Origin of the sequence: Marinobacter sp. MMG032, from assembly GCF_040112695.1 — a bacterium.
GTDB lineage: Bacteria > Pseudomonadota > Gammaproteobacteria > Pseudomonadales > Oleiphilaceae > Marinobacter > Marinobacter salsuginis.
Genome location: NZ_CP157802.1, coordinates 2186197 through 2213196, shown reverse-complemented (window position 1 = coordinate 2213196; position 27000 = coordinate 2186197). Strand labels below are relative to the sequence as shown.

The window sequence follows — 27000 nt, the reverse complement described above, 5'->3', positions numbered from 1 at the left end:
GAGCCAAGCACTCTTCAGGCAAGAATGCTTGGCTGTCCTCACTGGGAACCAGACTTGCAGCCGGGTTGGGCAAGAAAACAAGGCAGGGTCTGAGCCGGGCGCTAATGTTAACGCGGCCCGGGCTGTGGGCACAATTCTACGGAAGTGCTCATACTTTCAGCCCCGGTGTGTGCTCTCTCACATGGGCGCTGGAAGGAGAGGATCAGTGCTGGGTGCGGTATCCGTCCAGGATGGCGGCCATGTCGTCACCAAGCTCCTGCATGGCCTGCAGATCCAGGTTGCGTTCACCCATGGATCTCAGCCCCATGATCTGAGCCTGAAGGAGCCGGGCAAGTCGCCGGCTGTCCACGGACTGAACCAGCTCGCCTTTCACCTTTGCCTGCTCAACCAGGCCAGCAATGGATTCTTCAATCGCAGCCAGGATGCTGTTGGCCTGATCAGCCAGGGCCGAATTGGTATTGCTGGATTCCAGCAGAGTTTTCACGATCATACAGGCTCTGGAGGGCGCTGCGCTTTCGTCGCCGCAACGGAAGGCGATGCCGCGCAGATAGTCCTGCAGACCGTCAACAATCGAATCATAACCCTTTAGATGGCTCGCCATTTCGCGGCCGCCCTGCTCTGCGTAGGCAGCCAGTGCTTCCGAAAACAGGCCATCCTTGCTTCCGAAGGTGGCGTAAATGCTGCCCGGGCGCATATCGAGGGCCTGCTCGATCTGCTTCATGGAGCTGCCGTGATAGCCCTTCTCCCAGAACAGGCCGACGGCCTTTTCCAGGGCGGTTTTTCGGTCATAGCGTGCGTGTCTGGCCATAACAACGATTCACCATTGCCTAAATTTGAGTGACCACTCAATTATATCTTGAATGATCACTCAATAACAGTTAGCCTGAAGTTGTAATTGAGCATTCATTCAAAAATGGAGTTGGCAATGACAGACTTTACCCTTCACGACAAAGACACGGCACCGGAACAATCCAAACCCCTGCTGGACAATTCGCACAAGGCGTTCGGCATGATTCCCGGTTTGCATGCAGTTATGGCGGAAGCGCCGGGTCTTCTCGAGGGCTATCAGCAACTGCACCAACTGGTGTTGGACAGCAGCTTCGACAACGATGAGAAGACCGTGGTTTGGCAGACGATCAACGTGGAAAACGCCTGCCACTATTGCGTTCCCGCACACACGGGGATTGCCAAATCCATGAAAGTGTCTGATGACATTACCAATGCTCTGCGGGACGAAACGCCGCTGCCCAGTGACAAGCTGGAAGCGCTCAGAACCTTCACCCTCGCGGTCATGCGCAAACACGGCAATGTCAGCAAGGAGGACCTGGATGCCTTCTATGAAGCCGGGTACCAGCATCGCCAGGTACTGGAAGTGATTCTGGTGTTGTCCCAGAAAGTGATGAGTAACTACGTGAACCACATCGCGGAGACGCCGGTGGATGAGCCGTTCAAGAGGTTTGAATGGCAGAAGAAGTAATCCGGGCTTTGCGGCAACGGAGCGGGTCAGCCCGCGTCCGTTGCCAGAATGTTCGCCTGTTTTGACCTCTTTTTACTCTCGAGGCGTTTATCGACGCACCGGGTGTCGTCTTCGAGAATAACCACGCACTCAAGGCACTGAATGCACTCGTCGTAATCGATCCGGCCATCCTTGCGAATGGCATTGATGCCGCATTCGTTTTTGCAGTGCTGACAGGGGTTTCCACAGAGCTCAACCCGGTCCAGCCAGCTGAACAGCCGGAACCGGCCAAGCACCGCAAGGCCGGCACCCAGCGGGCACAGGTAACGGCAATAGAACTTGTGGATGAACATGCCGATCACCAGCAGGCCAACGGCATAGAGCACGAAAGGCCAGGAGCGCACAAAAAACAGGGTAATACTGGTCTTGAATGGCTCCACTTCTGCCAGTTTTTCGGCGATGGTCAGGGAATAGAAAGCGGTGCCCACCAGAGCGAGCAGGATCGGATATTTGAGCAGGATCAGGCGCCGGTGCCATTGCTCGGGCACCTTGATCTGGCGGAACTTCAGTTTTTCGCCAAGCCAGGCGGCCATTTCCTGCAGGGCGCCAAAGGGGCAGAGCCAGCCACAGAAAAGGCCGCGGCCCCAGATGAACAGGGTGATGAATGTATAGACCCAGAGAATGAAAATGATCGGATCCAGCAGGAAGACGTTGAGGGAGAAACCGTCCCAGACTGCCAGGAACAGGGTGTAGATGTTAACCACCGAAAGCTGACCCTGGGCGTAGAAACCGATAAAGAACAGGGTGAAGAACAGAAATCCCCAGCGGAACCGGTGTACCAGCTTCGGGTTGCGGCTCAGAGTTTTCTGGCGGGCGAAGGACACGGTCAGAACGGTGAGGCCGAGAACCAGCAGTGAAATCTGCCACCAGCGTTCCTTCCAAAGGCCGATCCAGATTGGTTGACGGGTGTCCTCCGGGTTGGGAGCAATCTCGACGGCCTCAAACAGTTCTTCGTTGAACCGGACCGGGATATTCAGGGATGTGCGGTCCACCATCAGGTGATTGCGGGCCAGTTCAACGTTGAGCTTCAGGTTGGCTTCCGCTCCGGGGTTGAAGCCGGCGTTACCACCCACGCGGAACAGGTTCCCTGCATCGAACGATGGGATGCCAGCGGCCCGAAAATCGAGATTCTGATCCAGCAGGTTCAGGTCGCGCATTTCCACGGCCAGGTTGTTCTGGGTCAGACCAACACGGTCCGGAGAGCTGCCGGGTACGAACTCGCGGGAAACATGGGGAAAGGCGCCCCGGGACATGACGGCCAGAACCTGTGCGCCCTCGTCTATCCGTTGCATGAGGCGCTGGTAACCATCGTCGCCGAGCAGGTTCCGTCCCACCATGGGCGAATTGATGTAGGCGAAGAAAAGCTCGGTAAAAGGTTCGCCGTCTGCGGGTTCGATGTCCATGGGGTAGTCGGAAAGAGGCCGCCCGAGCTCGGCCTCAATGGACTCGGCGGTAATCTGCCAGTGTCCGATATAACCTCGGTCCAGGAGCTGCTGCCACGACAATGGCTGGTAGTAATCCGGTTTTGCCCTGGTGGGCGCGCTCTGGGCAAAGCCCTCGAGTTTCTTGCGGGCCACCTTGAGAGCAGAAGAGAGTACGGTGTCGTTAATGATCAGCACCGAGACCGTGGCCTTGCTGACACCGTCAAAGTGCACGACGTTGCCGTCACTGGTTCGACCTGAACGGCTGGAATTGGAGGTGCTGACAATGATTTGCTCTTGTAACGAATGCCCTTCGTATTGGTCTACAAACTCGAACAGGGGAGCTTCGCCCAGGCCATGTAGAAAGACCGGCTCGTGGTGATTCAGGACTTTGATACCGGTAAAACGGCCTTTGGTGTCCAGGCCAATCAGCATACTGATCGGTTTGCCGGCAAAGCCCTGAAGGCGGCTGTGGTCTGCGGTTTCGTAAGCATAGCCGAGCAGTTCCTGGAGTTGATACACCGGATACACCGGGAAATCCGGCAGCTTGTCTTCAATGATGGTTGCCGAGGGAAACAGCTCCTGGATCAGCGCCCGCTTGCTGTCTGACAGCTCGGCCTGGACCAGGGGCATAACAAACAGACAGGCAAGAAGGAGCACAATGCGCCCTGCCATGGGGTACTCCTGTGGTTCTTTTTGTTTGATCTTCCATGCTAGAGTTTTCGGCCCCGGGCTCAATGCGACCTCGGAGCCAGCTGACTGCTACTTTGTGAGGAGAAATGCCATGACCGACGCTACCTACACGCCGCCCAAAGTCTGGAAATGGGACTCCGAGAGCGGGGGGCGGTTTGCCAGCATCAACCGCCCGATCGCCGGCCCGACCCACGACAAGGAGCTGCCGGTTGGCAAGCACCTGTTGCAGTTGTACTCGCTGGCCACCCCCAACGGCGTGAAAGTGACGGTGATGCTCGAGGAGCTGCTGGAGCTGGGTATCAAAGACGCCGAGTATGACGCCTGGCTGATCAAGATTACCGAGGGCGATCAGTTCGGCAGCGGCTTTGTGGAGGTGAACCCCAACTCCAAGATTCCCGCCATGATGGACCACAGTGTCACCCCGTCCATCCGTCTGTTCGAATCCGGGTCGATTCTGCTCTATCTGGCGGAGAAATTCGGGGCCTTCCTGCCCAAGGACGTTGCCGGGCGTGCCGAAACCATGAACTGGCTGTTCTGGCAAATGGGCAGCGCACCCATGCTTGGTGGCGGCTTCGGTCATTTCTACGCCTATGCGCCGGAATACTATGAGTACCCGATCAACCGTTACACCATGGAGGTCAAGCGTCAGCTCGATGTACTGGACCGTCAGTTGGCAAACAACCGATACATCGCGGGCGACGAATACACCATTGCCGATATGGCCATCTGGCCTTGGTACGGCGCCCTGGTGAAAAACAAGGTGTATGACGCGGCCGAGTTCCTGGAAGCTCACACCTACACCAACGTGATTCGCTGGGCCGATGAGATCGCTCAGCGCCCGGCGGTCCGGCGTGGCCGGATGGTTAACCGGGCCTGGGGTGAGCCGAGCAGCCAGCTGCACGAACGCCACGATGCCAGCGATTTCGAGACCCGGACCCAGGACAAAATCGGGGACGGTGAATGAAGGTCGCGGTCTATTGTGGCTCCCGGTCCGGCAACGATCCGCTATACGCGGACAAGGCCCGGGAGCTGGGTGATTACTTCGGCCGTAACGGTATCGAGCTGGTGTTCGGCGGTGGTCACGTCGGCTTGATGGGTGTGGTGGCCGATGCGGTACTGGCGGCTGGTGGCCGGGTTCACGGGGTGATCCCGGAGCACCTGCGGGACCGGGAGCTGGCACATTCCGGTCTGACCGAATTGCATGTGGTCAAGAACATGCACGAGCGCAAGGCCCTGATGGCCGATCTGGCCGATGGTTTCGTGGCGCTGCCGGGCGGCATTGGCACCCTGGAAGAGCTGTTCGAGGCCTGGACCTGGGGCCAGCTGGGCCTGCATCACAAGCCTTGCGCCATCTACAACGTCAACGGGTTTTTCGATCCACTGTTGGCGATGGCGCAAACCATGGAGCAGGCCGGGTTTCTCAAGCAGCAGTACATCGACATGCTGATCCAGACGGACCAACCTGAGGCTCTGCACCGGGCTTTCCTGAACTATCAGAGCCCGGGAGAAAAATGGTCGTGATCGCTACAGGGCCCGGCGCAGTCGGGCCCTACTCCTCGTTTTCCTTGGCTTTGCGAATAGCTTCCAGCTTCTCGTGCAGCAGGGCTTCCAGTTTGATCAGCTTTTCCCGGTTTTTCTCATTGGGCCGGTTGGTGTAGAGGTCGACGTAGGTCTTGGTGACCTCGCTCAGTACCGGATGAAGCTTTTTGTAGTCTTCCTCACTCATGGTCAGCACTCCTGATGAAAACAATGGACTCCATAACACTAACTATGGATCATCACCGGCAATCATCAAGGACCCAGATCAACTCCAGGGCTGTTTTCCGCCTTACTCCATCCGGCTGACTTTGGCCATCAAGCGACGCCAGTCTATGGGCAGCCGGTTCTCCAGATCTGCCAGTACAGGGTCTTTCGGGTGTACGGACTGAAAGTGCTGTTTGCTGGCATAAACCACGGTGTTGTTGCTTTTGCTTCGAAAGCCCAGAAGCACCGCAAAATGCCTCCTCAGCCTTCGGAAGTAGGCGCCTTCGACATCCGGTGTTCTGTGGTAGTTCAGCACCAGCCAGCCGTCATCGGTTAACACACGGGCACATTCGTCCACGAACTGCTTCTGGGCCTGCGCCGGGCTCATCCGGTCTGCGTTATACAGGTCAGCGAGGACCATATCGGTGCTTGCGTCCGGCAGCTTTTCCAGGGCATCCCGGGCATCGGCAACGGTGACCTCCAGGCGCTCGCTGTCTGGCAAGTCGAAAAACTCTCTGGCCGTATCCAGTACCGCCTGGCGAAGTTCCACAGCGTGTATTCGGCATTCGGGATAGAGATGGTGAAATGCACCTGCCATGACACCGCCGCCCAGGCCCAGAATGGTCACGTGGCCGGGGTTGGCAAACACCGCCGGCAGCATCATGGCCCGGTTGTACTCGTGTACCGGCAGGTAGGGATAACGACGGTCGATCTTGCTCTGCTCGAATACCGAGTTGAAGGTGAGTACCCGATGCTTACGGTAGTCGACCACCAGGATGCTGCCCAGGGCATCCCGGGTGTGGTGGACGATCTCGCCTTTGTTGAACATGCCGGCTTATTGGCTGTGTTCTTCGAACAGACGTCGCACGCTGTCGTTTTTTGCCAGCGACCATGCAGTGTTACCGTTGCTGTCCTCGGCGTCGCGATCAGCACCTTTTTCGAGCAGCAGGCGCACGGTTTCCGGATGGCCGTGTTTGCTGGCCAGGATCAGCAGGGTCTCGCCCTCGCTGGTGCGCATGTTGACCGGGACTCCGGCATCAAGCATCACGCTGAGTGGCCCGGCTCCGCCGTTGCGGGCAAGCTCGAAAATACCCTGGGCAAAGGCAACCGCGTCCTCGTCTTTCTGGTTTGCGGGCTTTTGCGGCTTTCCGGGTTTCTGTTGGCTCATCGGGGCTCCGTGGTCAGTTGAATCGATTTTGTGTTAAAACCGTATTATCACAGAATGAGACTGTCCCAGACACAGTCAGTGAGCCAACGGCCCAAACGACAGGAGGCAACGCCGTGAAACTTCAGGTTCAAGGCATAGATGAAGGCCAGCCGATTCCCGAGAAATTCGCATTCGGGGTCTACAGTGAAGAAGACCATATGAGTTTTGGTCCCAATCGGAACCCCGAGATCGTCTGGGACGATGCGCCGGAGGGCACCAAAAGCTTCGTGGTGATGATGTTCGATCCGGACGTGCCCAGCGTCGCAGACGACGTGAACCAGGAGGGCAAGACGGTTTCGAAGGACATTCCGCGAGTCGACTTTTTCCACTGGCTGCTGGTGGATGTACCGGCCGGCACCAGTCGTATCCCGGAAGGCGAGGACAGTGATGGCGTCATCCCCAAGGGCAAGGAGCCGGGTCCCGGCCCAATCGGCATCCGTGGCGTGAACAACTACACCCAGTTCCTGGCGGGCAACCCCGACATGAACGGCACTTACGCGGGATACGATGGTCCCTGCCCGCCCTGGAACGATGAGATCATTCATCATTATCACTTCGAGGTGCACGCACTGGATGTGGATACGCTTGCCCTGGATGGTGAGTTCGATGGCAACGACGTGCGTGAGGCGATGGCAGGCCATGTGCTGGCCAGTGCCCGTGTAACAGGTACTTACACCCTGAACCCGGAGCTGCGCTAACGGCTGTCCTTCCATGGTCCGGTAACCTGCGGGTTACCGGATTTCCTACTCCCTGCCAATGTTTCCCCTCTGAAAGTCACAGAACTGTCTCTTCATTGTCATTTGCCCGTCACCGGATCTTGCCAAGGTGTCAGCATCCGGACTGGTTTAAAGACGGGAGACACCATGCGGAGCTATCGGAGCGTTTTCATTTCCGACGTACACCTGGGCACTGCGGACTGCCAGGCGGAATACCTGCTGGATTTCCTGAGTCACGTACGCTGTGAAACGCTCTACCTGGTGGGCGACATCATTGACCTGATCGCAATGCAACGACGGGTGCATTTCCCCGATGCCCACCAGGCCGTTATCCACAAACTCATCGAACTGGCGGCCAGTGGAACCCGCGTGGTTTACGTGCCCGGCAATCACGACGATTTTCTGCGCCGGTTCTGCGGCCAGACCATCGCCGGCATAGAGCTTCGATACAAGGCGGTGCATACCACCGCCGATGGTCGTCGGTTCATGGTCTGCCACGGCGATCAGTTTGATCAGGTGGTGCGCTGCAGCCCCTTGATGCTGCTGGTGGGTGACCGTGCCCACGGTCTCCTTCTGCGCCTGAACCGCTGGTTCAACGCCTGGCGCCGACTGAAGGGCAAGCCCTACTGGTCGTTGGCGGCCTGGGTGAAGAGCCGAATCGGCAAGGCCCGTACCTTTATCCGCCGGTTTGAACTTGCAGCACTCACGGTGGCCGAGAAAGGTAACTACGACGGCTTCATCTGCGGCCACATCCACTCTGCCGGGTTCCTGCGCAGCGAAGAAGGACTTTACTGCAACGACGGGGACTGGGTGGAGCACTGCACGGCTCTGGTCGAGCAGGAGAACGGCAAGCTCGAATTGCTGCACTGGTCGGAGTCGCCGGTGGTGCTGGCAAAAGAGCCGGACGCTCCGAACCCGGATGTGTGCGGCGATGCCCGGCCGGTCATCGACACCCTGCCAACCGCGTTTGTGGAACAGGTGAACCGTCTGGCCAGCTAAAAAGACAAGCTGGGATCTCGCCTGCCTCTATGTATTCCTATCTTCGGGGCGACTGTGCGTTCCTTCCAGGTGGCCATTTTTCATAACGCCGCCGTATCCCTTATACTCCTGTTCCCGTCCCGCCCTTCATAGGCTCTATGGCTGAACATACGACATCACAAACAAGCGATCTGACAGGCTCCGGTCTTGCAACCGATGGCGCCGGTCGTCGCGCCCACCGTTTCAGCGCCTGGACAGTCAGCACCTTCCTGATTGCGTTGCTGGTGGCCCTGCCAGTGCTGGTTATACTGGCCCACGTGTTTTTCCCGTCCGGTGAGGTCTGGGACCATCTGGTCAGTACTGTCCTCGGCAGATATCTGAGCAACACGGTGGTTCTGAGTCTCTCGGTGGCTATTGGTACCACCCTGATCGGCACTGCCTGTGCCTGGCTGGTGGTCATGTGCCGGTTTCCCGGCAGGCGCCTGTTCGAGTGGGCGCTCTTGTTGCCGCTTGCCGTACCTACCTATGTGATTGCCTATGCCTACACCGATTTCCTGCAGTTTGCAGGGCCATTGCAGAGTACTTTGCGTGACTGGTTTGGCTGGCAGTATGGTGACTACTATTTCCCGGATATCCGGTCACTGGGTGGCGCGTCACTGCTGATAACCATGGTGCTTTATCCCTACGTTTACCTGCTCGCCCGTGCCTCCTTCATGGAGCAGTCGGTGAGCGCACTCGATGTCGGCCGCACTCTGGGCCTTGGCCCGTGGCGCATGTTCAAGCGCATTGCCCTGCCGCTGTCGCGTCCCGCCATTATCGGTGGGGTCTCGCTGGTACTGATGGAAACACTGAACGAGTTCGGGGCGGTCCAGTTCTTTGGTGTCGATACCTTTACCACCGGTATTTACCGGACCTGGTTTGGTCTGGGAGAGCCGGTTGCTGCTGCCCAACTGGCCGCCTGTCTGCTGGTGTTCGTGGTGCTGGTGGTGGTTCTGGAGCGAGTGTCCCGCGGTGGCAGGCAATACCATACTTCGGCGCGCTACCAGGTCTTGCCGGAGTATTCGCTCACATCCGGACAGGCCGCGCTGGCCTTTCTGGTCTGTTTCCTGCCCATTCTGATCGGGTTCATTGTGCCTGCGCTCATCCTGCTGGAGATGGCCATTACCACTGGCGATGCACTCTTCGGTACCCGTTTCCTGGAGTTTGCGTTCAACAGCTTTATTCTTGCATCGAGCGCGGCGCTGGTGGCCGTTGGTCTTGCGGTTATGCTGAGCTATGGGGCACGCCTGAATCCCAGTGCCTGGGTTCGTGGCGCCAACCGGGTTGCGGCCATGGGTTACGCCATCCCGGGGTCGGTTGTTGCGGTTGGTATCATGATCCCCCTGGCCTGGGCAGACCAGCAGTTGAATCTTTTTCTCCGGGACAGCTTCGGATTTATGGTGGGGCTGGTACTCAGTGGCAGTGCATTTGTCCTGATCTACGCCTATACCGTGCGTTTCCTGGCGGTGTCGTTCAACACTGTCGAGGCCAGTCTCGGGAAAGTGACGCCGTCCATGGACGCAGCGGCCCGAACGCTGGGGCAAACGGCGGGTGGCACCCTGCGCAAGGTGCACACGCCCATCATGCGCAGCAGCCTGCTGGCGGCCGGCATACTGGTGTTCGTGGATGTGATGAAGGAACTGCCGGCCACGATCATTCTCAGGCCGTTCAACTTTGATACGCTGGCGGTGCGTGCCTACAGCCTGGCTTCCGACGAGCGGCTGGCGGAATCCGCCATGTCCTCCCTGGCCATTGTTGCCGTGGGCATCATCCCCGTGGTGATTCTCAGCCTGGCGATGCGCCGATCCCGTCCGGGCAGTGACCGGGGTTAACGCCAGGTTTCTGCCTCAAACAGGAACACCTGGGACATATCCAGCTCGAGAGAGACGGCCTGGCCTTCCTCCGGCAGAAACACCCCCGGCACTTTGGCGTGCAAATGCATCTCCTGACCGTCTGGTCCATGGGCACAAATATGCAACAGGCTGGTGGGCCCCAGAAGGCGGGACATAATGACATGGCTGGTGCGATCATCAGCGACCTTCCCCTCCAGTGGCGTCACTTTGACGGCCTCAGGTCGAATCAGAATTCTGACATTCGCGCCTTCGTCGAATCGTGACGCGTCCAGTCGTCCCAGGGGCGTCGTTACCTGGCCGTCATGCACAATACCGACGTGTTCATTCACCTGACCGAAGAAATTGACCACGAAGGGCTCCACCGGGTTGCAGTAGAGTTCCGTGGGAGATCCGGTCTGCACAATTTCACCGTTGCGCATCAGGGCGATCCGATCGGCCATGAACATGGCTTCCTCGGGGTCGTGGGTAACCAGCAGGGTTGCTGTGTTCAACTCTTTGAGTACATGAAGCGTGTCGTCGCGGATCTGATCGCGCAGGCGAGCGTCCAGGCTGGAAAAGGGCTCATCCAGCAGCATGACCCTGGGCGATGGGGCAAGGGCCCTGGCCAGGGCAACCCTCTGCTGCTGGCCGCCGGACAGCGTGTGCGGGTAAACGTTGGCGGATCCAGCCATGCCCAGACGCTCCAGTAGATCCAGTGCGCGGGCCTGTTTCTGCTTCTTGGGCAGCGTGCTGATGCCAAAGCAGACGTTTTCCAGAACAGTCAGGTGAGGAAAGAGCGCAGACTCCTGGAAGGCAAGGCCGACATTTCGTTTCTCGGGCGGCACCTGGACGCCGCCGGGTGCCGAGACCAGCGACCGGCCCAGAAACACCTTGCCACTGGAGGGCATCTGAAGCCCTGCTGCAATGCGCAGCAGCGTGGTTTTGCCGCAGCCTGATGGCCCAAGCAGGCAAACCACCTCACCCGCTTCCAGGTGCAGATTGATGTCCCTGACAACGGTATCACCATGGAACTGGCAATGAACACGGTCAAGCATGAGTGAAGGGCCCGACAGACCGTTTTCGAGTTGGTCATTGTAGGTGGGGCTTTGCTGATAAATGCTCATGTGCCGATCCAGCCTTCCGGTACAAACTTTGGTGACGACCACATTGTAATCTTGTTGCGTCTGATTGTGTATTGAATACGTAAAAGCGACTGATTCCTATTCATTGACTTCTACAGGAAAGTTGGGTCTAATCGCCGTAAATACAAATCGTTATCACCATTAATAACGCTCAACAACCAAGGAGATTGATCCCGTGGTATCTCATAAAGCGAAACTGGCGGCCTCTGCACTGGCGACAACCCTGGCGGCAACCAGTGTATCTGCGAGTGAAGTGAACCTGTACTCGGCACGGCATTACGATTCTGACCAGGCCATTTACAATGCCTTCACTGAGGAAACCGGCATCAAGGTTAACCTGATCGAAGGCAAGTCCGACGCACTCATCCAGCGGATCAAGCGCGAGGGCGTCGCCAGCCCCGCTGATATCCTGATCACGGTTGATGCGGGCAATCTCTGGCGTGCGGACCAGGAGGGCATTTTCCAGCCAGTTGATTCTGAAACCCTGAATAGCCGTCTTCCGGACTCCCTGCGTCATCCCGAAGGTCACTGGTTCGGTTTCAGTCAGCGCCTACGCGTGATCTACTACGACCGCTCTGATTTCGATCCGTCCCAGATCAGCCAATATGAAGACCTGGCAAAGCCCGAGTTCAAGGGCGAGATCTGCATCCGCTCTTCCAGCAACATCTACAACCAGTCCCTGCTGGCCAGCCTGGTCGAGTACCACGGCACTGAAGGCGCGCAGGAGTGGGCCCAGGGTGTTGTCGACAACATGGCCCGTGATCCCCAGGGCGGTGACACTGACCAGATTCGTGCCGTCGCTGCCGGTGAATGTAACCTGGCCGTGGGCAACCACTACTACTATGCGCGCCTGCTGAACTCCGACGATGTTGCCGATCGTGAAGTGGCCCGTAAGGTTGGCATTATCTTCCCGAACCAGGACGGCCGTGGCGTACACGCCAACATCGGTGGTGCCGGCGTCGTTGCCACAGCACCGAACAAGGACAACGCAGTTCGTTTCCTGGAGTTCCTGTCCTCCGATACTGCCCAGCAGATCTTTGCTGAAAGCAACCACGAGTTCCCGGCGGTAGAAGGCGTACTGAAGAACCCGGTACTGGACTCCTGGGGTAACCTGAACATTGATGACATCAATGTCAGCGTGCTGGGTACCAACAACCCGGAAGCGGTGAAGATCTTCGACCGTGTAGGATGGCGTTAATTGTAATGCCGCAGCATTGATTCTATAGCAGTTTCGAACGGCTGCGTCCTGAAGGGCCGGGTGTCGGTATGGCATCCGGCCTTTTGCGTTCTGGAGGACAACGGTATTGCTTTCTGTTTTGGGTATAGCGCGTAGAATAGCCGCATGACCCGTTCGCAGTTGGTTTTCCGTTTCTCCCTTCTGGCAATTGTCGCGCTGCTGATGGCGGCGATCTGGTTTTTGCTGCGGAACCTCGGCATGCCCGCCAGTTTTACGCCGTCGGTGCTGTCCGACTGGTTTTCCAGCCAGGGCGCTCTTGGGCCGGTATTACTGATGCTACTGATGATTCTCGCGGTGGTGGTCGGCCCGATCCCCACCTTGCCGATCAGTGCAGCCTCTGGCCTGGTTTACGGTATGTTCCATGGGACAGTGATTGCAGTGGTTGGCGCCCTGGCGGGTTCGCTTGTCGCGTTTTATCTGGCCCGGGTGCTCGGGCGTGATGCTGTTCAGCAGAAGCTTGAAAACAATCCGGTATTCTCGGCTCGCGGTTCGCAGCGGTTCCTGTTCATCGCCGTTTTCCTGACCCGGCTCATTCCGCTGTTCTCTTTTGCACTGATCAGCTATGCAGCCGGCGTAACTGCCATACACCTGTGGCGGTATGCCCTGGCCACCTTGCTTGGAATGCTGCCGATGACGTTTGTCTTCGCCGGCCTCGGCCATACCTTCGAACTGAATCCCACCTTGACCGTCGTGGCTGCCGCCACGGTACTGTTGGTGATGAGCACATTGCCTCTGTATCTTCGCCGACGCCCGTACTCCTGGCTGTCCCGCTGGCTGCAGCTGGATGGACGGGTCTGATTCCTGCTCAGGATTCTCAATTGCCCAAAAGAGATTCGATATCCCCATAGACGGCTGCAGCGTCCGTTACCCTGGCCAGCCAGCTCAAAGGGACGCCGTTCTCACTGCCAACACCGTGAATGGCCGCCATGGCAGGGCCAATGAGCCACGCCCGTCCGCAGGAGTCACCGCCACAATGAATGTTGGCGCGAATGGCCTCTACGTAGCTCCCTGCATGGGTAAGGATGTGAAAAATCACGGGCATCGCCTCCTGCAGATAACAGGTACGACTAAAGGTTCCTCCAGCAGCCACACCGTCCAGTTGCGCGGACGCCCGTGCTTGCTCCAGGGATTCCCGATCCGGTGCCTCGGCAAAGGCAGCGTTCATGGCTGCTGAAAGCCCTTCGCCGCGAAAGAGCCGATCCAGAAGCACCGCTGCGCATTTCGCCCAGGCGACGGCAACGTCGTTGTTGTTGGTGACCCGGACAGCGGCTTCAGTCACATCCAGAAGTTCGCTTTTACCGCAGTAGGCAGCCACCAGTGGTGGCAGTTTCGACACCGCCGGCAGCTGCATATCGTCAGCGCCACTTTCCCGCACCATATGTCGGTCGATGGTTTCTGCCAGGTGCACGCCGGCTTCCTGCACTTCCGAAGCCTCGTAAGTCAGACTGATGGCCTCGCGAACTGGCTAGGCCAGTTGGTCACCGCTCAGGCGGCGGGTGTAGGGCATGACTTTCTGAACCAATATCCGTTTCTGCTTTTCAGTCAGCCCAGCGGGCATGGTGGCTTGCGCCTGCTCAACGGCCCTGCGCTCGATGGCGTTGAAATTCTCCAACGTGATTCGCGTGGGGTTATCGATGAATCCCCGCCACTGGCCCCCGGGGCCGAAGAAAGAACGAAACCGGCGTTGGTAGTCCCGGATGTCCAGGTTGCCGTTATTGGCCAGGAGGCTGTCGGTCAGCACGCCAGTGGCAGCGCCATAGTGGCTGACATCACCAATGTCCTTGCCCTCATGGGCAAAGTAACCGAAGCCCTTGGTGTAATAGTCTGCCTTTGGTGGCAGGAATTCCGGTGCTTCGCCGCCAACCTCAGCGATACGCTCAGGGTTGTAGAGCCAGTGCAGGCCCAGGCTTGCGGCGTCGGCGACCCAGCCTCCGGCCAGGGCTGCTGTGATAGCGGCTTTTCTCTCGTTCGGAAGCTTGCTGACCATTGGGAGTCCTTGATGTTCGGTTTGTGAGTCCGCCCCGGAGGGTTATTCGATAGCTTCGCGGCTCTGGACTGTTTTCTTTTATGAGCAATTGTTCAAGAATGGTAGTAAGTTAGGGAATCGGTCAATAAATTTCCCGCTAATTCCAAAGTGTGTACGTGATCAAATTGTTAGATATTCATGAGCATTCGTTGACACAATGCGCTCCTGATCCACGTACAACAACGGTAAGCCGATAACGAACTTCGAGCCAGCGCCTGGTGTAACACCTTCCCGGTCCGGGTGTCTCTTCGTTATCACGTTCAAGGTAGAAAGGATTTTTTCATGACACTCAAGAAATGGATTCTGGTCGCGCTGATCGCGGCTGTGGTCACCGGGTTTATCGCCAGTGGCGGGAGTGAGCTCCTGACTCTCGAAAATCTGAAAGAAAACCAGCAGTCTCTCGGTAACTGGATTGATCAGAATCTGATGGTTGCGGTGCTGGGCTTTGTCGTTGTTTATATCGTGGTAACGGCGCTTTCGCTCCCCGGTGCTACCATCATGACCCTGGCCGGTGGTGCCTTTTTTGGCAATCTCTACGGTCTGGCTGCCGTTTCGATTGCGTCAACCATCGGCGCCTCACTCGCATTTCTTGTGGCCAGGTTCCTGATGCGGGATACCCTGCGCAAGCGCTACGGCGAGACGGTGGCCAAGATGGACCGGGGCATTGAAAAAGATGGTGCTTTCTACCTGGCAACCCTGCGCCTGGTGCCGGTTTTCCCCTTCTTCCTGATCAACCTGGCCATGGGCCTGACGGCCATGAAGCTTCGCACCTACGCACTGGTAAGCTGGATTGCCATGCTGCCAGGCACCTTCGTGTATGTGAACGCCGGTACCCAGCTGGGCCAGATCCAGTCCACCGGCGACATTGTCTCGGCCGATCTGCTGCTGTCCTTTGCCCTGTTGGGTCTGTTCCCGCTGATTGCCAAGTTTGTGGTGGGCTTTATTCGTCGGCGCAAGGTGTATGCCGGCTGGCAGAAGCCAGATCATTTTGATTACAACCTGCTGGTCATCGGCGGTGGCTCCGCCGGTCTGGTTTCCGCGTACATTGCAGCTGCAGTGAAAGCCAAGGTGGCGCTGATTGAGAAACACAAGATGGGTGGCGATTGCCTGAATACCGGCTGCGTGCCCTCCAAGGCCCTGATCCGCAGTGCCAAGGCGGCCGATACCCTTCGTCACGCCAACCGTTACGGCCTGGAATCAGTGCCCGTTAAAGGCTCATTCAAGAACATCATGGACCGGGTCAAGGATGTGATCGCGAAAGTGGAGCCCCACGACTCTCCGGAGCGCTACCGCAAGTTGGGCGTGGACTGCATTGCCGGCGAAGCCAGCTTTGTGTCGCCCTGGGAGCTTGAGGTCCGGCACAACGATGGCCGCACGGAGCGCCTGACCGCCCGCAGTATCGTTGTTGCTACTGGGGGCAAGCCGGCCGTACCTCCGATCCCCGGTCTCAATGACATGCAGCCGCTGACGTCCGATAACCTGTGGGAGCTGGAAGAACAGCCCGAGCGTCTGTTGGTGCTGGGCGGTGGTCCGATTGGCTCCGAACTCGCCCATGCGTTTGCCCGCCTGGGCAGCAAGGTGACTCAGGTGGAAATGGGCGAGCGCATTCTGGCCAGGGAAGATGAGGATGTCTCCGAACTGGTTCTGAAGCAGTTCCAGGCGGACGGCGTGGATGTCCGGCTGAAACATTCCGCCGCCGAGTTTCGTATAGAGGAAGGAGAGAAGGTTGCCTACTGCGAGCACGAGGGTGAGCGGGTACGCATTCCTTTCGATCAGGTGCTGGTTGCTGTTGGCCGTGCGGCCAACACCGCCGGCCTGAATCTGGAGCGGATTGGAGTGGATACCCTGCCGAACGGCACCGTGCCGGTGGAGGAGGACATGAGCCTGCGTTACCCGAACGTATTCGCCTGCGGCGACGTGGCGGGACCCTACCAGTTTACCCACGCCGCGGCGCATCAGGCCTGGTATGCAGCTGTGAATGGTCTGTTCGGACAGTTCAAGCGCTTCAAGGTGGACTACCGGGTGATGCCGTGGGTTACTTTTACTTCGCCGGAAGTGGCGCGGGTGGGACTTAGCGAAGCCGAAGCAAAAGCGCAGGGTGTCGCCTACGAAGTGACCCGTTATGGTATCGACGATCTGGACCGGGCTATTGCGGAGAGCGAGGACCACGGCTTCATCAAGGTTCTGACCCCGCCGGGCAAGGACAAGATCCTGGGTGCTGTGGTGGTAGGCACACACGCAGGCGAAATCCTGGCCGAATTTACCCTGGCGATGAAACACGGCCTGGGCCTCAACAAGATTCTGGGCACCATTCATCCATACCCGACCTGGAACGAGTCGGCCAAATACGCCGCCGGCGAATGGAAACGCGCTCATGCGCCTGAAGGCATCCTGAAGCTGCTGGAGAAACTGCACGGCTGGCGCCGTGGGAAAAACACGAATACACCGAGGAGCATTTATGCCCCTGATTGAAACCAGAACGGCCCGGAAACAACGCATTCCGGCCGTGGAAGTCCTGGAACCCCGGGCCCGCGACAGCTGGACCCACACCCGCAACGGAGACCCGCGTGGTTACATTGATGCCGACAAGCTCAAAGAGCTCTGGATCCACACCGGTACCGCATGCAATCTGGCCTGCCCGTTTTGTCTGGAGGGGTCGCACCCCGGCGATGGCCGCATTCCGGGCATGAAACTGAGTGACGTAAAACCGTTTATCCACGAAGCCATCGACATGGGCGTGGAGCAGTTTTCCTTCACTGGTGGCGAGCCCTTTGTGATCCGCGACTTCGTCAATATCCTGGACTACGCCAGCCAGCACCGGCCCTGCTTCGTGCTCACCAACGCCACCGAGCCACTGCATAAGCGTCAGCATCAGGTGTTGCCCTTGCTGGACAACCCCTACCCGATCCATTTCCGGGTCAGCCTGGATTTCCCCGACCGGGCCCGGCACGACAAGGACCGCGGCGACGGCAGCTTTCATGAGGCCCTCAAGGGCATCCGTTGGCTGATCGAAAAGGGATTCAAGGTGTCCATCGCCCGCCAGACCGACCCGGAGGAAATCCCTGCGGACGTCGAAGCCGCGTTCCGTGAGATCTTCCGGGAATGGGGCATTCCGGAGGACCTGGCGTTTACCGCGTTTCCGGATCTGGGGACGCCGGGCTCGGAAGACGGAAGCCCGGAGATTACCGAGACGTGTATGGAGAAGTATCCGACGAAGGAATCCCGGTCGCACTTTATGTGCACCTATACGCGGATGCTGGTGAAGAAGGGTGATCAGGTTCGGGTTTATGCCTGCACGCTGGTGGATGATGACCCGCAGTATGACCTGGGGGGGACGCTGGCTGAGAGTATGGATGAGCGCATTATGTTGCGGCATCACCGGTGTTTTTCCTGTTACCGCTTTGGGGCCAGCTGTTCGGCTCCTGCCTGAGTTTTGGTTCTGGGCCTCTTAGGACTGATGGCTGGTCATTGGCGGCCTGGGAGGTGAGATTTTTTCCCTTGGGAAAAACAACTCGCTTCGCTCAGACATCTTTTTCCTGGCGGGAAAAAATCTCACCACCCAGACCGCGGGTAGGGCTTTGCCATTCGGTTACTGAGTGGAAAGAAAAGAAAGATGAAAGGTCCGATAGAAGGGCCGTCAGAGCTGGTTGGAGCCCATTCCCGTTGCCGGGGATGCCAACAACGAGGTTGAACAAGGGTCAGGCCGGATGGGGTTTCAAAAAATGTGGAGCGCCAGGGATGGCGCGACCAAGCCCCCCATGGATGGGTTCACGGGCGTTTTTTTGAAACCCCATCCGGCCTGTCCCGAAAGGCACCCAAACCAGAAACCCCGGAATAAGCCCCGGAAGACGACAAAGAACAAAGGAAAGAAAACATGAACTTCACAGAGGCCTCCCTGTTCTGGGGTTTCCTGCTGGTCTACGGCGTGGTGATGTATGTGCTGTCGCCCAAGAGCAAGAACGCGAACTCTTTCTATAAGGGCGCCGATGACCAGGGTAACCCGGTGGGTCAGTGGTCGCTGACGGCGAGTATTTTCATCAGCTGGATTTTTGCCAAGTCGGTGACCAACGCGGCGAACCTGGGGGCGGCCTATGGCGTGGTGGGCGGTCTGGCTTATGCAAGTTACTGGTTGTCGATTCCGGTGGCGGGCTATGTCATCTACCTGATCCGGACTCAGACCGGGGCCAAGAGTCTGCAGGATTTCCTGACTTCCCGGTTTGGTCGGCTGGCGAGCCTGGCGTTTGCGGCGGCGATTCTGATTCGGCTTTATAACGAGGTCTGGAGTAACACCGCGGTGGTGGGCGGCTATTTCGGGTTGCCCGGTGAGTGGGAGTATTACGCGGCGGCGATGCTGTTTACGGTGTTTACGCTTGCCTACAGCCTGAAGGGTGGGCTGCGGTCGTCGATTTTTACCGATGTGATTCAGGCGTTCGTGTTTGTGTTCTTTGTGGGGGCGGTGTTGTTCCTCATCATCCCCGCCAACGATACCAGTGCCCTGCTGACCAACGGCGAGTTCCGGCTTAATGCCGGGTTTGATCTGCTGTTGGTGGCGTTGCTGCAGCTGTTCAGCTATCCGTTCCACGATCCGGTGCTGACCGACCGGGGCTTTGTGAACAGGGAAAAGACCATGCTCAAGAGCTTTGTGGTGGCCGGGCTGCTGGGCTTCGTAGCGGTGTTTATCTTCAGTCTGGTGGGTGTGCACGCCCGGCTTAACGGCATTGAGGCCATGGGTAACGCGCCCGCGGCAGTAGGCCAGTCCCTGGGGCTGGCGGCATTGTTCTTCATGAGTGTGGTGATGATGACCTCGGCTGGTTCCACTCTGGATTCCACCTTTACTTCACTGGCCAAGTCCCTGGCAGTGGATCTGCCTCGCCTGGCGCGGCGTGCGTCGGACAAGCTGCCGAGCATGAGGGTGGGTGCCGTGGTGATGGTGATTTTTGCGTTCCTGGGTAACCTGCCGATGTTTGCCGGCACCGACATCCTCAAGGCCACCACCATTTCCGGGACGATGGTCATGGGCCTGGCGCCGGTATTCCTGTTCTACGGTTTCACCAAGTGGTCGCCCTGGAGTTTCCATCTGAGTTTCTGGACCGGTCTGGGCCTGGGCGTGTTGCTGGCGGTTGGTCTGATTCCGGCGAGCTGGGCCATTGGCGATGGCAAGTACGCCATGTTGCTGGGCGTGAACGCCTATGGCTTTCTGATCTGTACGGCCGGCTTCTTTGCGCCCCTGTTGCTCCGAAGGCTTGCCGGGCGCTCCCTGGCAGCGGGTGAGGTCTGAGATCATGAGCGAAGGTCGCAGCTGTCCACTGGCGTACCGCTATTCTGCCGAAGATCTGTGTCGGGAGCCGCGCACGGTCTCCGAGGACGTGCTCTATATCATCGGCGGGCTCTATGGGAATCCCTGGGCCCTGGATGAGATCGAACAGATGGCGCTGGCGGAGGAGAGGCAGGGACACCGGGTGAAGCTGGTGTTCAATGGCGATTTCAATTGGTTCAACGCCAGCGACAGCCTGTTCCGGACCATCAATAATCGGGTGCTGGATCACACGGTTTCCCTTGGCAATGTGGATTACGAACTGGCGAACCCCAGCGCCGGTGCCGGTTGTGGCTGTGCCTACCCGGATTTTGTTGATCAGGGCGTGGTGGAACGCTCGAACCGGATCATGGAACGGCTCCAGGGTATTGCCGTCGAGCATCCGGATATCCAGCGGCGATTGTCATTGTTACCAAGGTATCGCTGCCTGATCTTTGGAGGCCTAAAGGTTTTGGTGGTGCACGGGGATCTGGACTCCCTGGCCGGTTGGGGCCTCGCTCACGAATCCTTTAGCGAGGGGAACGACGGCAAGCTTACCGAGTGGTTCCTGGTCTCGGGGGCCGATGTAGTTGCCTCCACTCACACCTGCCTGCCGGTGCTCTGGTCGGGACTGGTGGGTGAGCAGAGCCGGGTGGTGGTGAACAACGGCTCTGCGGGCATGGGCAACCTGCAGTCCGATCCGCGCGGGCTGATTACCCGGATCGGCTTCTCCAGCCCCGTCACTGAGCCTGTTGCCGGCATTGAGCGGCACGGGCTGAATGTGTCACTGCTGCCGGTGTGCTATTCCCTTGAGGCCTGGTTGCCGGAGTTTGACCGGTTATGGCCGGCCGGCTCGCCCGCCGCCGTGTCCTATCGGAACCGGATTCGGAATGGCACCTCCCTGCATGCCGACGATGTGATTTTCCCTTCATCAATTTAACAATTTTGTCACTGGCGAATGCTTCAATCCGGTCTATTCTGAAAGAGTGAGCTGGGGCCTTGCCGTGGGCGGGTTCCGGGGCCAACTTGAAATATATTTTGTGGTCTATATAATTCACCACTAACTTTTGCCACGAACTGATCACGTTATGACATCAGAAGGATCGAATACCACCGCCATCACGCTTCGCACACCGGTGAAGGATGATGGCTACAGGCTCCACCAGCTGGTGGCCGAGTGCCCGCCGCTGGACCCCAACTCGATTTACTGCAACCTGTTGCAGTGCAGCCACTTTGCCGAAACCGGCGTGGCCGCGGAGAAGGAAGGCGATCTGGTCGGCTTTATCTCCGGATACATCCCTCCCCAACAGCCCGAAACCGTGTTTGTCTGGCAGGTGGCGGTTCACGAAAAAGGTCGTGGACAGGGCCTCGCCAAGCGGATGCTGAAAGAAATCGTTGGTCGTGATGCGTGCAAGAATGTCACCCACATGGAGACGACCATCACAGAAGACAACGAGGCCTCATGGGCGCTGTTCCGTTCATTCGCCCGTGATATGGGAGCCGAGCTCACCTACCACGAGCACTTCGAGAAAGAGACCCACTTCGGCGGAAACCATGATTCCGAGTTTCTGCTGCGTATCGGGCCTTTCACGAAGCCAGTCTGAGAGCCGCGGTCCAGGATCGGCCCCGTCATCTGATTGCGGGGCTGTGAACGACTGTAAAGCTGTGATTTGAATTAGCCGGCAGACCACTGAGGTAGGTCTGTCAAAAGGCTTTAATCAACGCACGGTGGGCCTTTTACGAACGCATCCGTAAGTATTGCTAAGCCGCCGCGCATCTACCTCGAACCTGACATGCTAAGAGGCAAGACGATGGAAATTTTCAAGTCGACTGAATCCGAAGTACGTGTATACAGCCGTGCGTTTCCGGTTATCTTCAACCGCGCCAAGAACGCGCATCTGTATACCGAAGATGGCAAGGAATACCTGGACTTTCTCGCTGGCGCCGGTTCCCTGAACTACGGCCACAACAACGATACCCTGAAGAAAGCACTGCTTGAATACATCGAGGCAGATGGCGTAAGCCAGGGCCTGGACATGTTTACCACGGCCAAGCACGACTTCATGGAAGCCTATAAGAAGCACATCCTGGATCCCCGCGGCCTGGACTACAAAATGCAGTTTACCGGCCCCACCGGCACCAACTGTGTCGAAGCGGCCCTGAAACTGGCCCGCAAGGTGAAAGGCCGCAGTGGCATTATTTCCTTCACCAATGGTTTCCACGGCGTCACCATGGGTGCCGTTGCCACCACCGGTAACAAGCACCACCGGGGCGGTGTTGGTACGCCGCTGGGTAATGTCGATTTCATGTTCTACGACGGCTACCTGGGCGATGATGTCGATACCCTGGCGATCATGGACAAACTGCTGAGCGACGGCTCTTCGGGCTTCGAACTGCCAGCGGCGGTGATTGTGGAAGCCGTCCAGGGCGAGGGTGGTCTGAACGCCTGTCGCGCGGAATGGCTGAAGGGTCTGTCTGAGCTTTGCAAGAAGCACGACATCCTGCTGATTCTGGATGACATCCAGGCGGGTAATGGCCGCACCGGTGAGTTCTTCAGTTTTGAATTCGCCGGCATCAAGCCGGACATCGTAACGGTTTCCAAGTCCCTCAGTGGCTATGGTCTGCCAATGGCGCTGGTGTTGTTCAAGCCGGAGCTGGATGTCTGGGATCCGGGCGAGCACAACGGTACCTTCCGTGGTAACAACATGGCCTTCATCACTGCCCGTGCCGCGGTTGAGAACTACTGGAAGGACGACGCCTTCGCCAACGAGGTCAAAGCCAAGACCAAGGTGCTGGGCGATGCGCTGCAGGCGATTTGCGACAAGTACCCCGGTCAGTTCAAAATGAAGGGGCGCGGTTTGATGCGTGGTATTGAAGCAACCCACGCGGACATCACAGGCCCGATTACCAAACGTGCCTTCGAGCACGGCCTGATCATCGAGACCAGTGGTCCGAATGATGAAGTCATCAAGTGCCTGATGCCGTTGACGACCAGCGAGGAAGACCTGAAGAAAGGGGCTGCCCTGCTGGCGAAAAGTGTGGACGAAATCATGCAGGAAGGGCTCAGCGAGGCGTCGTAAGGCGCCCGCACTTCCGGACATACATGCTGCAGGATAGCAAAGGCAAGATTATGACCAGCCAACTACATACCGTTGAAAAAATCGGCGGCACCTCGATGAGTAACTACGAGGCCGTCCGTGACAATATCATTATCGGTAATCGCAAGAAGGACAATCTGTACCAGCGCATTTTTGTGGTCTCTGCCTACGGTGGCGTGACCAACGAGTTGCTGGAACACAAGAAGACCGGTGAGCCGGGCGTCTATGCCCTGTTTGCGGATGCCGAGTCGGACTGGGCCTGGGGCGACGACCTCACCAAACTGGTCAAGTTTCTGACTGATATCAACGGTGAGCTGTTCGAAGACCCGATGCTCAAGCAGCAGGCGGACCAGTTCATCACCGACCGCATCGAGGGTGTGCGGGGCTGCCTGATCGACCTGCAGCGCCTGTGTTCCTACGGCCAGTTCCAGCTGGAAGAGCATCTGCTCACTGTACGTGAAATGCTGGCCGGCATCGGTGAGGCCCACAGTGCCTTCAACACCGCCCTGAAGCTCCAGCAGGAAGGCATCAATGCCCGCTTCGTGGATCTGACCGGCTGGCGCGACAACGAGCTGCTGCCGCTTGACGAGAAGCTCAAGCAGGCCTTCGATGCCGTGGACCTGAGCCGCGAACTGCCGATCGTGACCGGTTATGCCCAGTGTAAAGAAGGTCTGATGCGGACCTTCGACCGCGGCTACAGTGAGATGACCTTCAGCCGGGTGGCCGTGATCACCGAGGCCCGCGAGGCGATCATCCACAAGGAATACCATCTGAGCTCTGCCGATCCCAACATCGTTGGCGCGGACAAGGTGGTACCCCTGGGCCGCACCAACTACGACGTGGCAGACCAGCTGGCCAACCTGGGCATGGAGGCGATCCATCCCCGTGCCGGCAAGGGCATGCGCCAGAACGAGATTCCGCTGCGGGTGATGAATACCTTTGAACCGGAGCACACCGGTACCCTGATCACCGGCGATTACGTCAGTGAGAAACCCCAGGTGGAGATCATTGCCGGCGCCAAGGGTGTGTTTGCCGTGGAAGTGTTCGATCAGGACATGCAGGGCGAGCCCGGTTCCGACCGCCGTATCCTGGATGTGTTGAGCCGTTTCAAGGTTCGGTTCATGTCCAAGGACACCAACGCCAACACCATCACCCATTACGTGGGCAGCACGCTCAAACACGTCAAGCGGGTGGTCAAGGCGCTGAAGGAAGAGTTCCCCAATGCCGAGATCAACACCCGGAAAGTGGCTGTGGTTTCGGCGATCGGCAGCGATATGAAGGTTCCGGGCATTCTGTCCCGCTCCGTCAAGGCGCTGGCTGATGAGGAAATCAGCGTTCTGGCGTTGCACCAGTGCATGCGTCAGGTGGATATCCAGTTTGTGGTGGATGAGGATGACTACGAGAAGGCGATCGTAGCTCTGCACGGCGTTCTCATCGAGCCCCATAATCACGAGTACGCCATTGTCGCAGCCTGAGCTGCCATAGCTTTGCAGGCGATGCCCACAGGCCGACCGCTCGTGTCGCCTGTGGGTTTTTACTGACCCTCCCCCGGTAAATCCATCAGCTTCTCCACGTCGTATTCCCTGATGTAAATTTTGACCGGTACCTTAGCCATGCGAACGACTGAACGGCTGGGACCGTCTCCGACAACGCCCAACGATGGTGAAAGGGATTCCCTGGTCGGGCTGTACTTCAGGGATGCGTCCCGGTATGAACTGTTGACAGACGAGGCTGAACGCCGCCTCTCCCGCAAACTGACTCTGTGTTACCAAATCATCGGTACCGAACTGGCCCTTCCGGAGGAAACCCCGCAGACGTTCCGGGAAGTGATTGGTAGCCTCGGAGATGCCTGTGCGTTTTCCTCCCGATGTCGTCGGGCGTTCCACCTCGCCACGGCCTGCCGGCGCAAGCTCATCCAGAGCAACCTGCGCCTGGCGGTGCACATCGCCCGTCGCTACGGGCAGCATGGCATCCCCATGTCAGACCTGATTCAGGATGCGAACGTGGGCCTGATCAAGGCCGTGGAGCGGTTTGATCCCACCAAGGGCTTCCGCTTCTCCACCTACGCCTACTGGTGGATCAGTGAGGAGGTCAAACGCTGCCTGCAGCGCGGCACCCGTCTGGTGCATACGCCGGAAAACGTGGTCGATGAAATCCGTCAGCTGCAGAAGCTGTCTTTGAGGCTGCACCAGAGCCTGGGTCGGACGCCGTCCCAGACCGAGCTGGCTCGCGAGATGGAAGCCAGCCCGTCCAGGATTGGCGAACTGAGAGCCCTGGCAACCAGGGAGCTGTCTACGGATGTTCCGCTGGTGGAAGACGGTTCGGTCACCCTTGGCGATAGCCTGGACGCCGGCGATCAGATGGCGCCCGATCACCCGATGTCTGATCGCGATCGCCGACGGACGCTCAAATCCATGCTCAGCGAGCTGAGTGATCGGGAGAAGGACATCCTGTCGCGTCGCTACGGTCTTGGTCTGCCGGAACCGGAAACCCTGCAGGTGATCTCCGATGATCTGGGTATCAGCCGGGAGCGGGTGCGCCAGATTGAGAAGACCGCATTGAGGAAACTGCAAAGTCGCTACGAAACACCTGAAGACGCCTTCGGAGCCTGATCGTTCATCAGGCTCCGCACTTCCCGGAAAGACTCAGTGCGCCGCGTGGAGAAGGAAAAACCAGGCGGCCGCTGTGAGCTGACAAACTACAACCACCGAGGTAAGAAGAAGTCGAAGCCGCAAATACCAGGCGGGCCAGTAAACCTTCATCCAGCGGGCGTCCACCATGTAGAGCGCCAGATAGGCGATGGTGTAGAGCACAATCTGACCGGTTACCGGCAACAGCAAGCCGAGGCCTGCTGAGACAAAAAATACCTGGCTAAGCAGTATGGTAACGATGGGCGAGAGGGGATAGGAGCAGTTGTCCAACTGCATGGCAATGGGCCAGTAGACGCCAGCCATGAAGGCCAGGATACCGGCACTGTACAGATAGAAATAGCCCAGCAGCGCCACGCTGTACTGAGGCATCAAGAACAGCCCTGCGAGAAGGCCGATAAAAGGAACCAGCCCCGCGATGCCAACAAGGATGGCGAGTCTTGCTACTGCAATCACGGTTTCTGCCTCTGAACCCGGATTCTCATGGGTTCAACTTCTGAAGGTTCCATGCCAACCATTTCGTGGTAGGCGGAAGGGTGCACAACCTGGGTTTCACGGATATCAAAAGAAGCCAGGGTATCCTGGATTTGCCAGGCGCTTCGGAACAGTGAGGTAGTGCCGTTTTTTTCAGAGAGCAACAGAGGTTGGTCATCAATGCTGAGGCGCGCCATGTAATGTTGGCCCTCAAGCGAAAGGATCTCAAGCAGGTCGATTACCGGACTCTGCATGCTTCTGAGTTGGTCGAGGGTGATTCGCACAGACAAGCTCCGTGATTCATAACACTCCAGAACTTACGACCCCTCAGCCTATTGAGATCATTGGCTCAGTAAATAGCACTCCCGATGTTGTGGGCACGCCACCAGATGGTCGTTCACCATGCCCGTTGCCTGCATAAACGCGTAGACGATGGTAGGACCGACAAAGGTGAACCCGGCGCGTTTCAGGGCTTTCGACATGGCTTCGGATTCCGGCGTGGCCGTGGGAACCTCGGAAAAGGAGCGCCAGCGGTTCTGGATCGGCTGGTGTTCAACGAAGGACCAGAGAAAGTCACTGAACCCTGTGCCTTTATCACGCAAATCCAGATAGCCCCGGGCATTCTTGATGATTGACTGTACCTTCAGCCGGTTGCGGATAATGCCCGGGTCGCTGAGCAGCGCCTCAACCGTGCTCTCGTCGTATCGCACGATCTTCTCCGGATCGAAGTGATCGTAAGCCGCGCGATAGTTCTCCTGTTTTCGCAGGATGGTGATCCAGCTCAGGCCGGCCTGTTGACCGTCCAGGCAGAGTTTTTCGAACAAGGCGAGATCGTCGTATTCGGGGCGGCCCCACACGGTGTCGTGATAGTGCACGTAGAGTGGGTCGTCGCCACACCATGGGCAGCGTTCCGGGGTGTCCATAAACTGACCTGTTT

General features: G+C 58.1%; 27 protein-coding genes. 16 read left to right on the top strand and 11 right to left on the bottom strand.

Going from position 1 to position 27000, the window contains the following annotated elements; genetic code table 11:
• Positions 1–202: 202 nt before the first annotated feature.
• The gene (locus tag ABNF92_RS10240; protein WP_069182515.1) at positions 203–808 is read right to left on the bottom strand and encodes a TetR/AcrR family transcriptional regulator; all 606 of its coding nucleotides are present in this window, start codon (positions 806–808) and stop codon (positions 203–205) included.
• Between the two features lie 117 nt (positions 809–925).
• On the opposite strand from ABNF92_RS10240, the gene ABNF92_RS10235 reads away from it, so the two are divergent.
• Complete coding sequence (locus ABNF92_RS10235) at positions 926–1477, top strand: carboxymuconolactone decarboxylase family protein (RefSeq protein ID WP_069182516.1); 552 nt, start codon at positions 926–928, stop codon at positions 1475–1477.
• 26 nt (positions 1478–1503) lie between these two features.
• Here ABNF92_RS10235 and ABNF92_RS10230 read toward each other — a convergent pair whose 3' ends face one another.
• Entirely contained in the window at positions 1504–3612 is a 2109-nt protein-coding gene (locus ABNF92_RS10230; protein WP_349342075.1) for a 4Fe-4S binding protein, read from the bottom strand.
• A gap of 109 nt (positions 3613–3721) precedes the next feature.
• Between ABNF92_RS10230 and yghU the strand changes: the two genes are divergently transcribed.
• Together yghU and ABNF92_RS10220 are read left to right on the top strand one after the other, a co-directional pair.
• Entirely contained in the window at positions 3722–4594 is an 873-nt protein-coding gene (yghU, locus tag ABNF92_RS10225) for a glutathione-dependent disulfide-bond oxidoreductase (protein ID WP_349342074.1), read from the top strand.
• On the top strand, positions 4591–5151 hold the full coding sequence (locus ABNF92_RS10220; RefSeq protein WP_349342073.1) for a TIGR00730 family Rossman fold protein: 561 nt from the start codon (positions 4591–4593) through the stop codon (positions 5149–5151). Before yghU ends, ABNF92_RS10220 begins: the two co-directional genes overlap by 4 nt.
• A 28-nt stretch (positions 5152–5179) precedes the next feature.
• On the opposite strand, the gene ABNF92_RS10215 is transcribed toward ABNF92_RS10220, so the two are convergent.
• The 3 genes from ABNF92_RS10215 to ABNF92_RS10205 all read right to left on the bottom strand — a co-directional run bounded on the left by ABNF92_RS10215 (position 5180) and on the right by ABNF92_RS10205 (position 6541).
• Positions 5180–5356, bottom strand: a complete 177-nt coding sequence (locus ABNF92_RS10215) for a hypothetical protein (RefSeq protein WP_228290042.1) — start codon at positions 5354–5356, stop codon at positions 5180–5182.
• A gap of 102 nt (positions 5357–5458) precedes the next feature.
• Positions 5459–6202: a methyltransferase domain-containing protein gene (locus ABNF92_RS10210; RefSeq protein WP_349342072.1), complete on the bottom strand. Its 744-nt coding sequence runs from the start codon at positions 6200–6202 to the stop codon at positions 5459–5461.
• A 6-nt stretch (positions 6203–6208) separates the two neighbouring features.
• Positions 6209–6541, bottom strand: coding sequence for an ankyrin repeat domain-containing protein (locus ABNF92_RS10205; protein WP_209399322.1), 333 nt, complete (start codon positions 6539–6541; stop codon positions 6209–6211).
• 113 nt (positions 6542–6654) lie between these two features.
• Between ABNF92_RS10205 and ABNF92_RS10200 the strand changes: the two genes are divergently transcribed.
• The 3 genes from ABNF92_RS10200 to ABNF92_RS10190 all read left to right on the top strand — a co-directional run bounded on the left by ABNF92_RS10200 (position 6655) and on the right by ABNF92_RS10190 (position 10145).
• Positions 6655–7278 (top strand): YbhB/YbcL family Raf kinase inhibitor-like protein, encoded by a 624-nt coding sequence (locus ABNF92_RS10200; protein WP_349342071.1) that lies wholly within the window; start codon positions 6655–6657, stop codon positions 7276–7278.
• Between the two features lie 165 nt (positions 7279–7443).
• On the top strand, positions 7444–8295 hold the full coding sequence (locus tag ABNF92_RS10195) for a UDP-2,3-diacylglucosamine diphosphatase (RefSeq protein WP_069182523.1): 852 nt from the start codon (positions 7444–7446) through the stop codon (positions 8293–8295).
• Between the two features lie 137 nt (positions 8296–8432).
• Complete coding sequence (locus ABNF92_RS10190; RefSeq protein ID WP_136631452.1) at positions 8433–10145, top strand: iron ABC transporter permease; 1713 nt, start codon at positions 8433–8435, stop codon at positions 10143–10145.
• Here the strand turns inward: ABNF92_RS10190 and ABNF92_RS10185 are convergent.
• Positions 10142–11269 (bottom strand): ABC transporter ATP-binding protein, encoded by a 1128-nt coding sequence (locus ABNF92_RS10185; RefSeq protein ID WP_349342070.1) that lies wholly within the window; start codon positions 11267–11269, stop codon positions 10142–10144. The genes ABNF92_RS10190 and ABNF92_RS10185 overlap by 4 nt on opposite strands.
• A gap of 193 nt (positions 11270–11462) precedes the next feature.
• Between ABNF92_RS10185 and ABNF92_RS10180 the strand changes: the two genes are divergently transcribed.
• Positions 11463–12485, top strand: a complete 1023-nt coding sequence (locus tag ABNF92_RS10180) for a Fe(3+) ABC transporter substrate-binding protein (RefSeq protein WP_349342069.1) — start codon at positions 11463–11465, stop codon at positions 12483–12485.
• 144 nt (positions 12486–12629) lie between these two features.
• On the top strand, positions 12630–13322 hold the full coding sequence (locus tag ABNF92_RS10175) for a TVP38/TMEM64 family protein (protein ID WP_349342068.1): 693 nt from the start codon (positions 12630–12632) through the stop codon (positions 13320–13322).
• Between the two features lie 16 nt (positions 13323–13338).
• On the opposite strand, the gene ABNF92_RS10170 is transcribed toward ABNF92_RS10175, so the two are convergent.
• Both ABNF92_RS10170 and ABNF92_RS10165 read right to left on the bottom strand, forming a co-directional pair.
• Positions 13339–13932: an ADP-ribosylglycohydrolase family protein gene (locus ABNF92_RS10170; RefSeq protein WP_349342067.1), complete on the bottom strand. Its 594-nt coding sequence runs from the start codon at positions 13930–13932 to the stop codon at positions 13339–13341.
• Positions 13933–13989: 57 nt separating this feature from the next.
• Positions 13990–14511: an ADP-ribosylglycohydrolase family protein gene (locus ABNF92_RS10165; RefSeq protein WP_349342066.1), complete on the bottom strand. Its 522-nt coding sequence runs from the start codon at positions 14509–14511 to the stop codon at positions 13990–13992.
• Between the two features lie 321 nt (positions 14512–14832).
• On the opposite strand from ABNF92_RS10165, the gene ABNF92_RS10160 reads away from it, so the two are divergent.
• The 8 genes from ABNF92_RS10160 to ABNF92_RS10125 all read left to right on the top strand — a co-directional run bounded on the left by ABNF92_RS10160 (position 14833) and on the right by ABNF92_RS10125 (position 25553).
• Positions 14833–17022: an FAD-dependent oxidoreductase gene (locus ABNF92_RS10160; RefSeq protein WP_349342065.1), complete on the top strand. Its 2190-nt coding sequence runs from the start codon at positions 14833–14835 to the stop codon at positions 17020–17022.
• A complete protein-coding gene (locus tag ABNF92_RS10155) occupies positions 17009–17980 on the top strand; it encodes a radical SAM protein (protein ID WP_349342064.1) in 972 nt (323 codons plus the stop codon). Before ABNF92_RS10160 ends, ABNF92_RS10155 begins: the two co-directional genes overlap by 14 nt.
• 444 nt (positions 17981–18424) lie before the next feature.
• Positions 18425–19828 (top strand): sodium:solute symporter, encoded by a 1404-nt coding sequence (locus ABNF92_RS10150; RefSeq protein ID WP_349342063.1) that lies wholly within the window; start codon positions 18425–18427, stop codon positions 19826–19828.
• 4 nt (positions 19829–19832) lie between these two features.
• A complete protein-coding gene (locus tag ABNF92_RS10145) occupies positions 19833–20783 on the top strand; it encodes a hypothetical protein (RefSeq protein ID WP_349342062.1) in 951 nt (316 codons plus the stop codon).
• Between the two features lie 148 nt (positions 20784–20931).
• Entirely contained in the window at positions 20932–21447 is a 516-nt protein-coding gene (gene ectA, locus ABNF92_RS10140) for a diaminobutyrate acetyltransferase (protein WP_069182533.1), read from the top strand.
• A gap of 207 nt (positions 21448–21654) precedes the next feature.
• A complete protein-coding gene (gene ectB / locus ABNF92_RS10135) occupies positions 21655–22923 on the top strand; it encodes a diaminobutyrate--2-oxoglutarate transaminase (protein WP_136630431.1) in 1269 nt (422 codons plus the stop codon).
• Between the two features lie 50 nt (positions 22924–22973).
• Positions 22974–24416, top strand: coding sequence for an aspartate kinase (locus ABNF92_RS10130; RefSeq protein WP_069182836.1), 1443 nt, complete (start codon positions 22974–22976; stop codon positions 24414–24416).
• A 138-nt stretch (positions 24417–24554) separates the two neighbouring features.
• Positions 24555–25553 (top strand): sigma-70 family RNA polymerase sigma factor, encoded by a 999-nt coding sequence (locus ABNF92_RS10125; protein WP_349342061.1) that lies wholly within the window; start codon positions 24555–24557, stop codon positions 25551–25553.
• A 33-nt stretch (positions 25554–25586) separates the two neighbouring features.
• Here the strand turns inward: ABNF92_RS10125 and ABNF92_RS10120 are convergent, their stop codons facing one another.
• The 3 genes from ABNF92_RS10120 to ABNF92_RS10110 are packed head-to-tail and all read right to left on the bottom strand — an operon-like array spanning position 25587 to position 26986.
• On the bottom strand, positions 25587–26045 hold the full coding sequence (locus tag ABNF92_RS10120; RefSeq protein WP_153634214.1) for a DUF3429 domain-containing protein: 459 nt from the start codon (positions 26043–26045) through the stop codon (positions 25587–25589).
• A complete protein-coding gene (locus ABNF92_RS10115) occupies positions 26042–26347 on the bottom strand; it encodes a DUF6482 family protein (RefSeq protein WP_069182537.1) in 306 nt (101 codons plus the stop codon). Before ABNF92_RS10115 ends, ABNF92_RS10120 begins: the two co-directional genes overlap by 4 nt.
• Positions 26348–26404: 57 nt before the next feature.
• The gene (locus ABNF92_RS10110; RefSeq protein ID WP_349342060.1) at positions 26405–26986 is read right to left on the bottom strand and encodes a DNA-3-methyladenine glycosylase I; all 582 of its coding nucleotides are present in this window, start codon (positions 26984–26986) and stop codon (positions 26405–26407) included.
• Positions 26987–27000 lie beyond the last annotated feature (14 nt).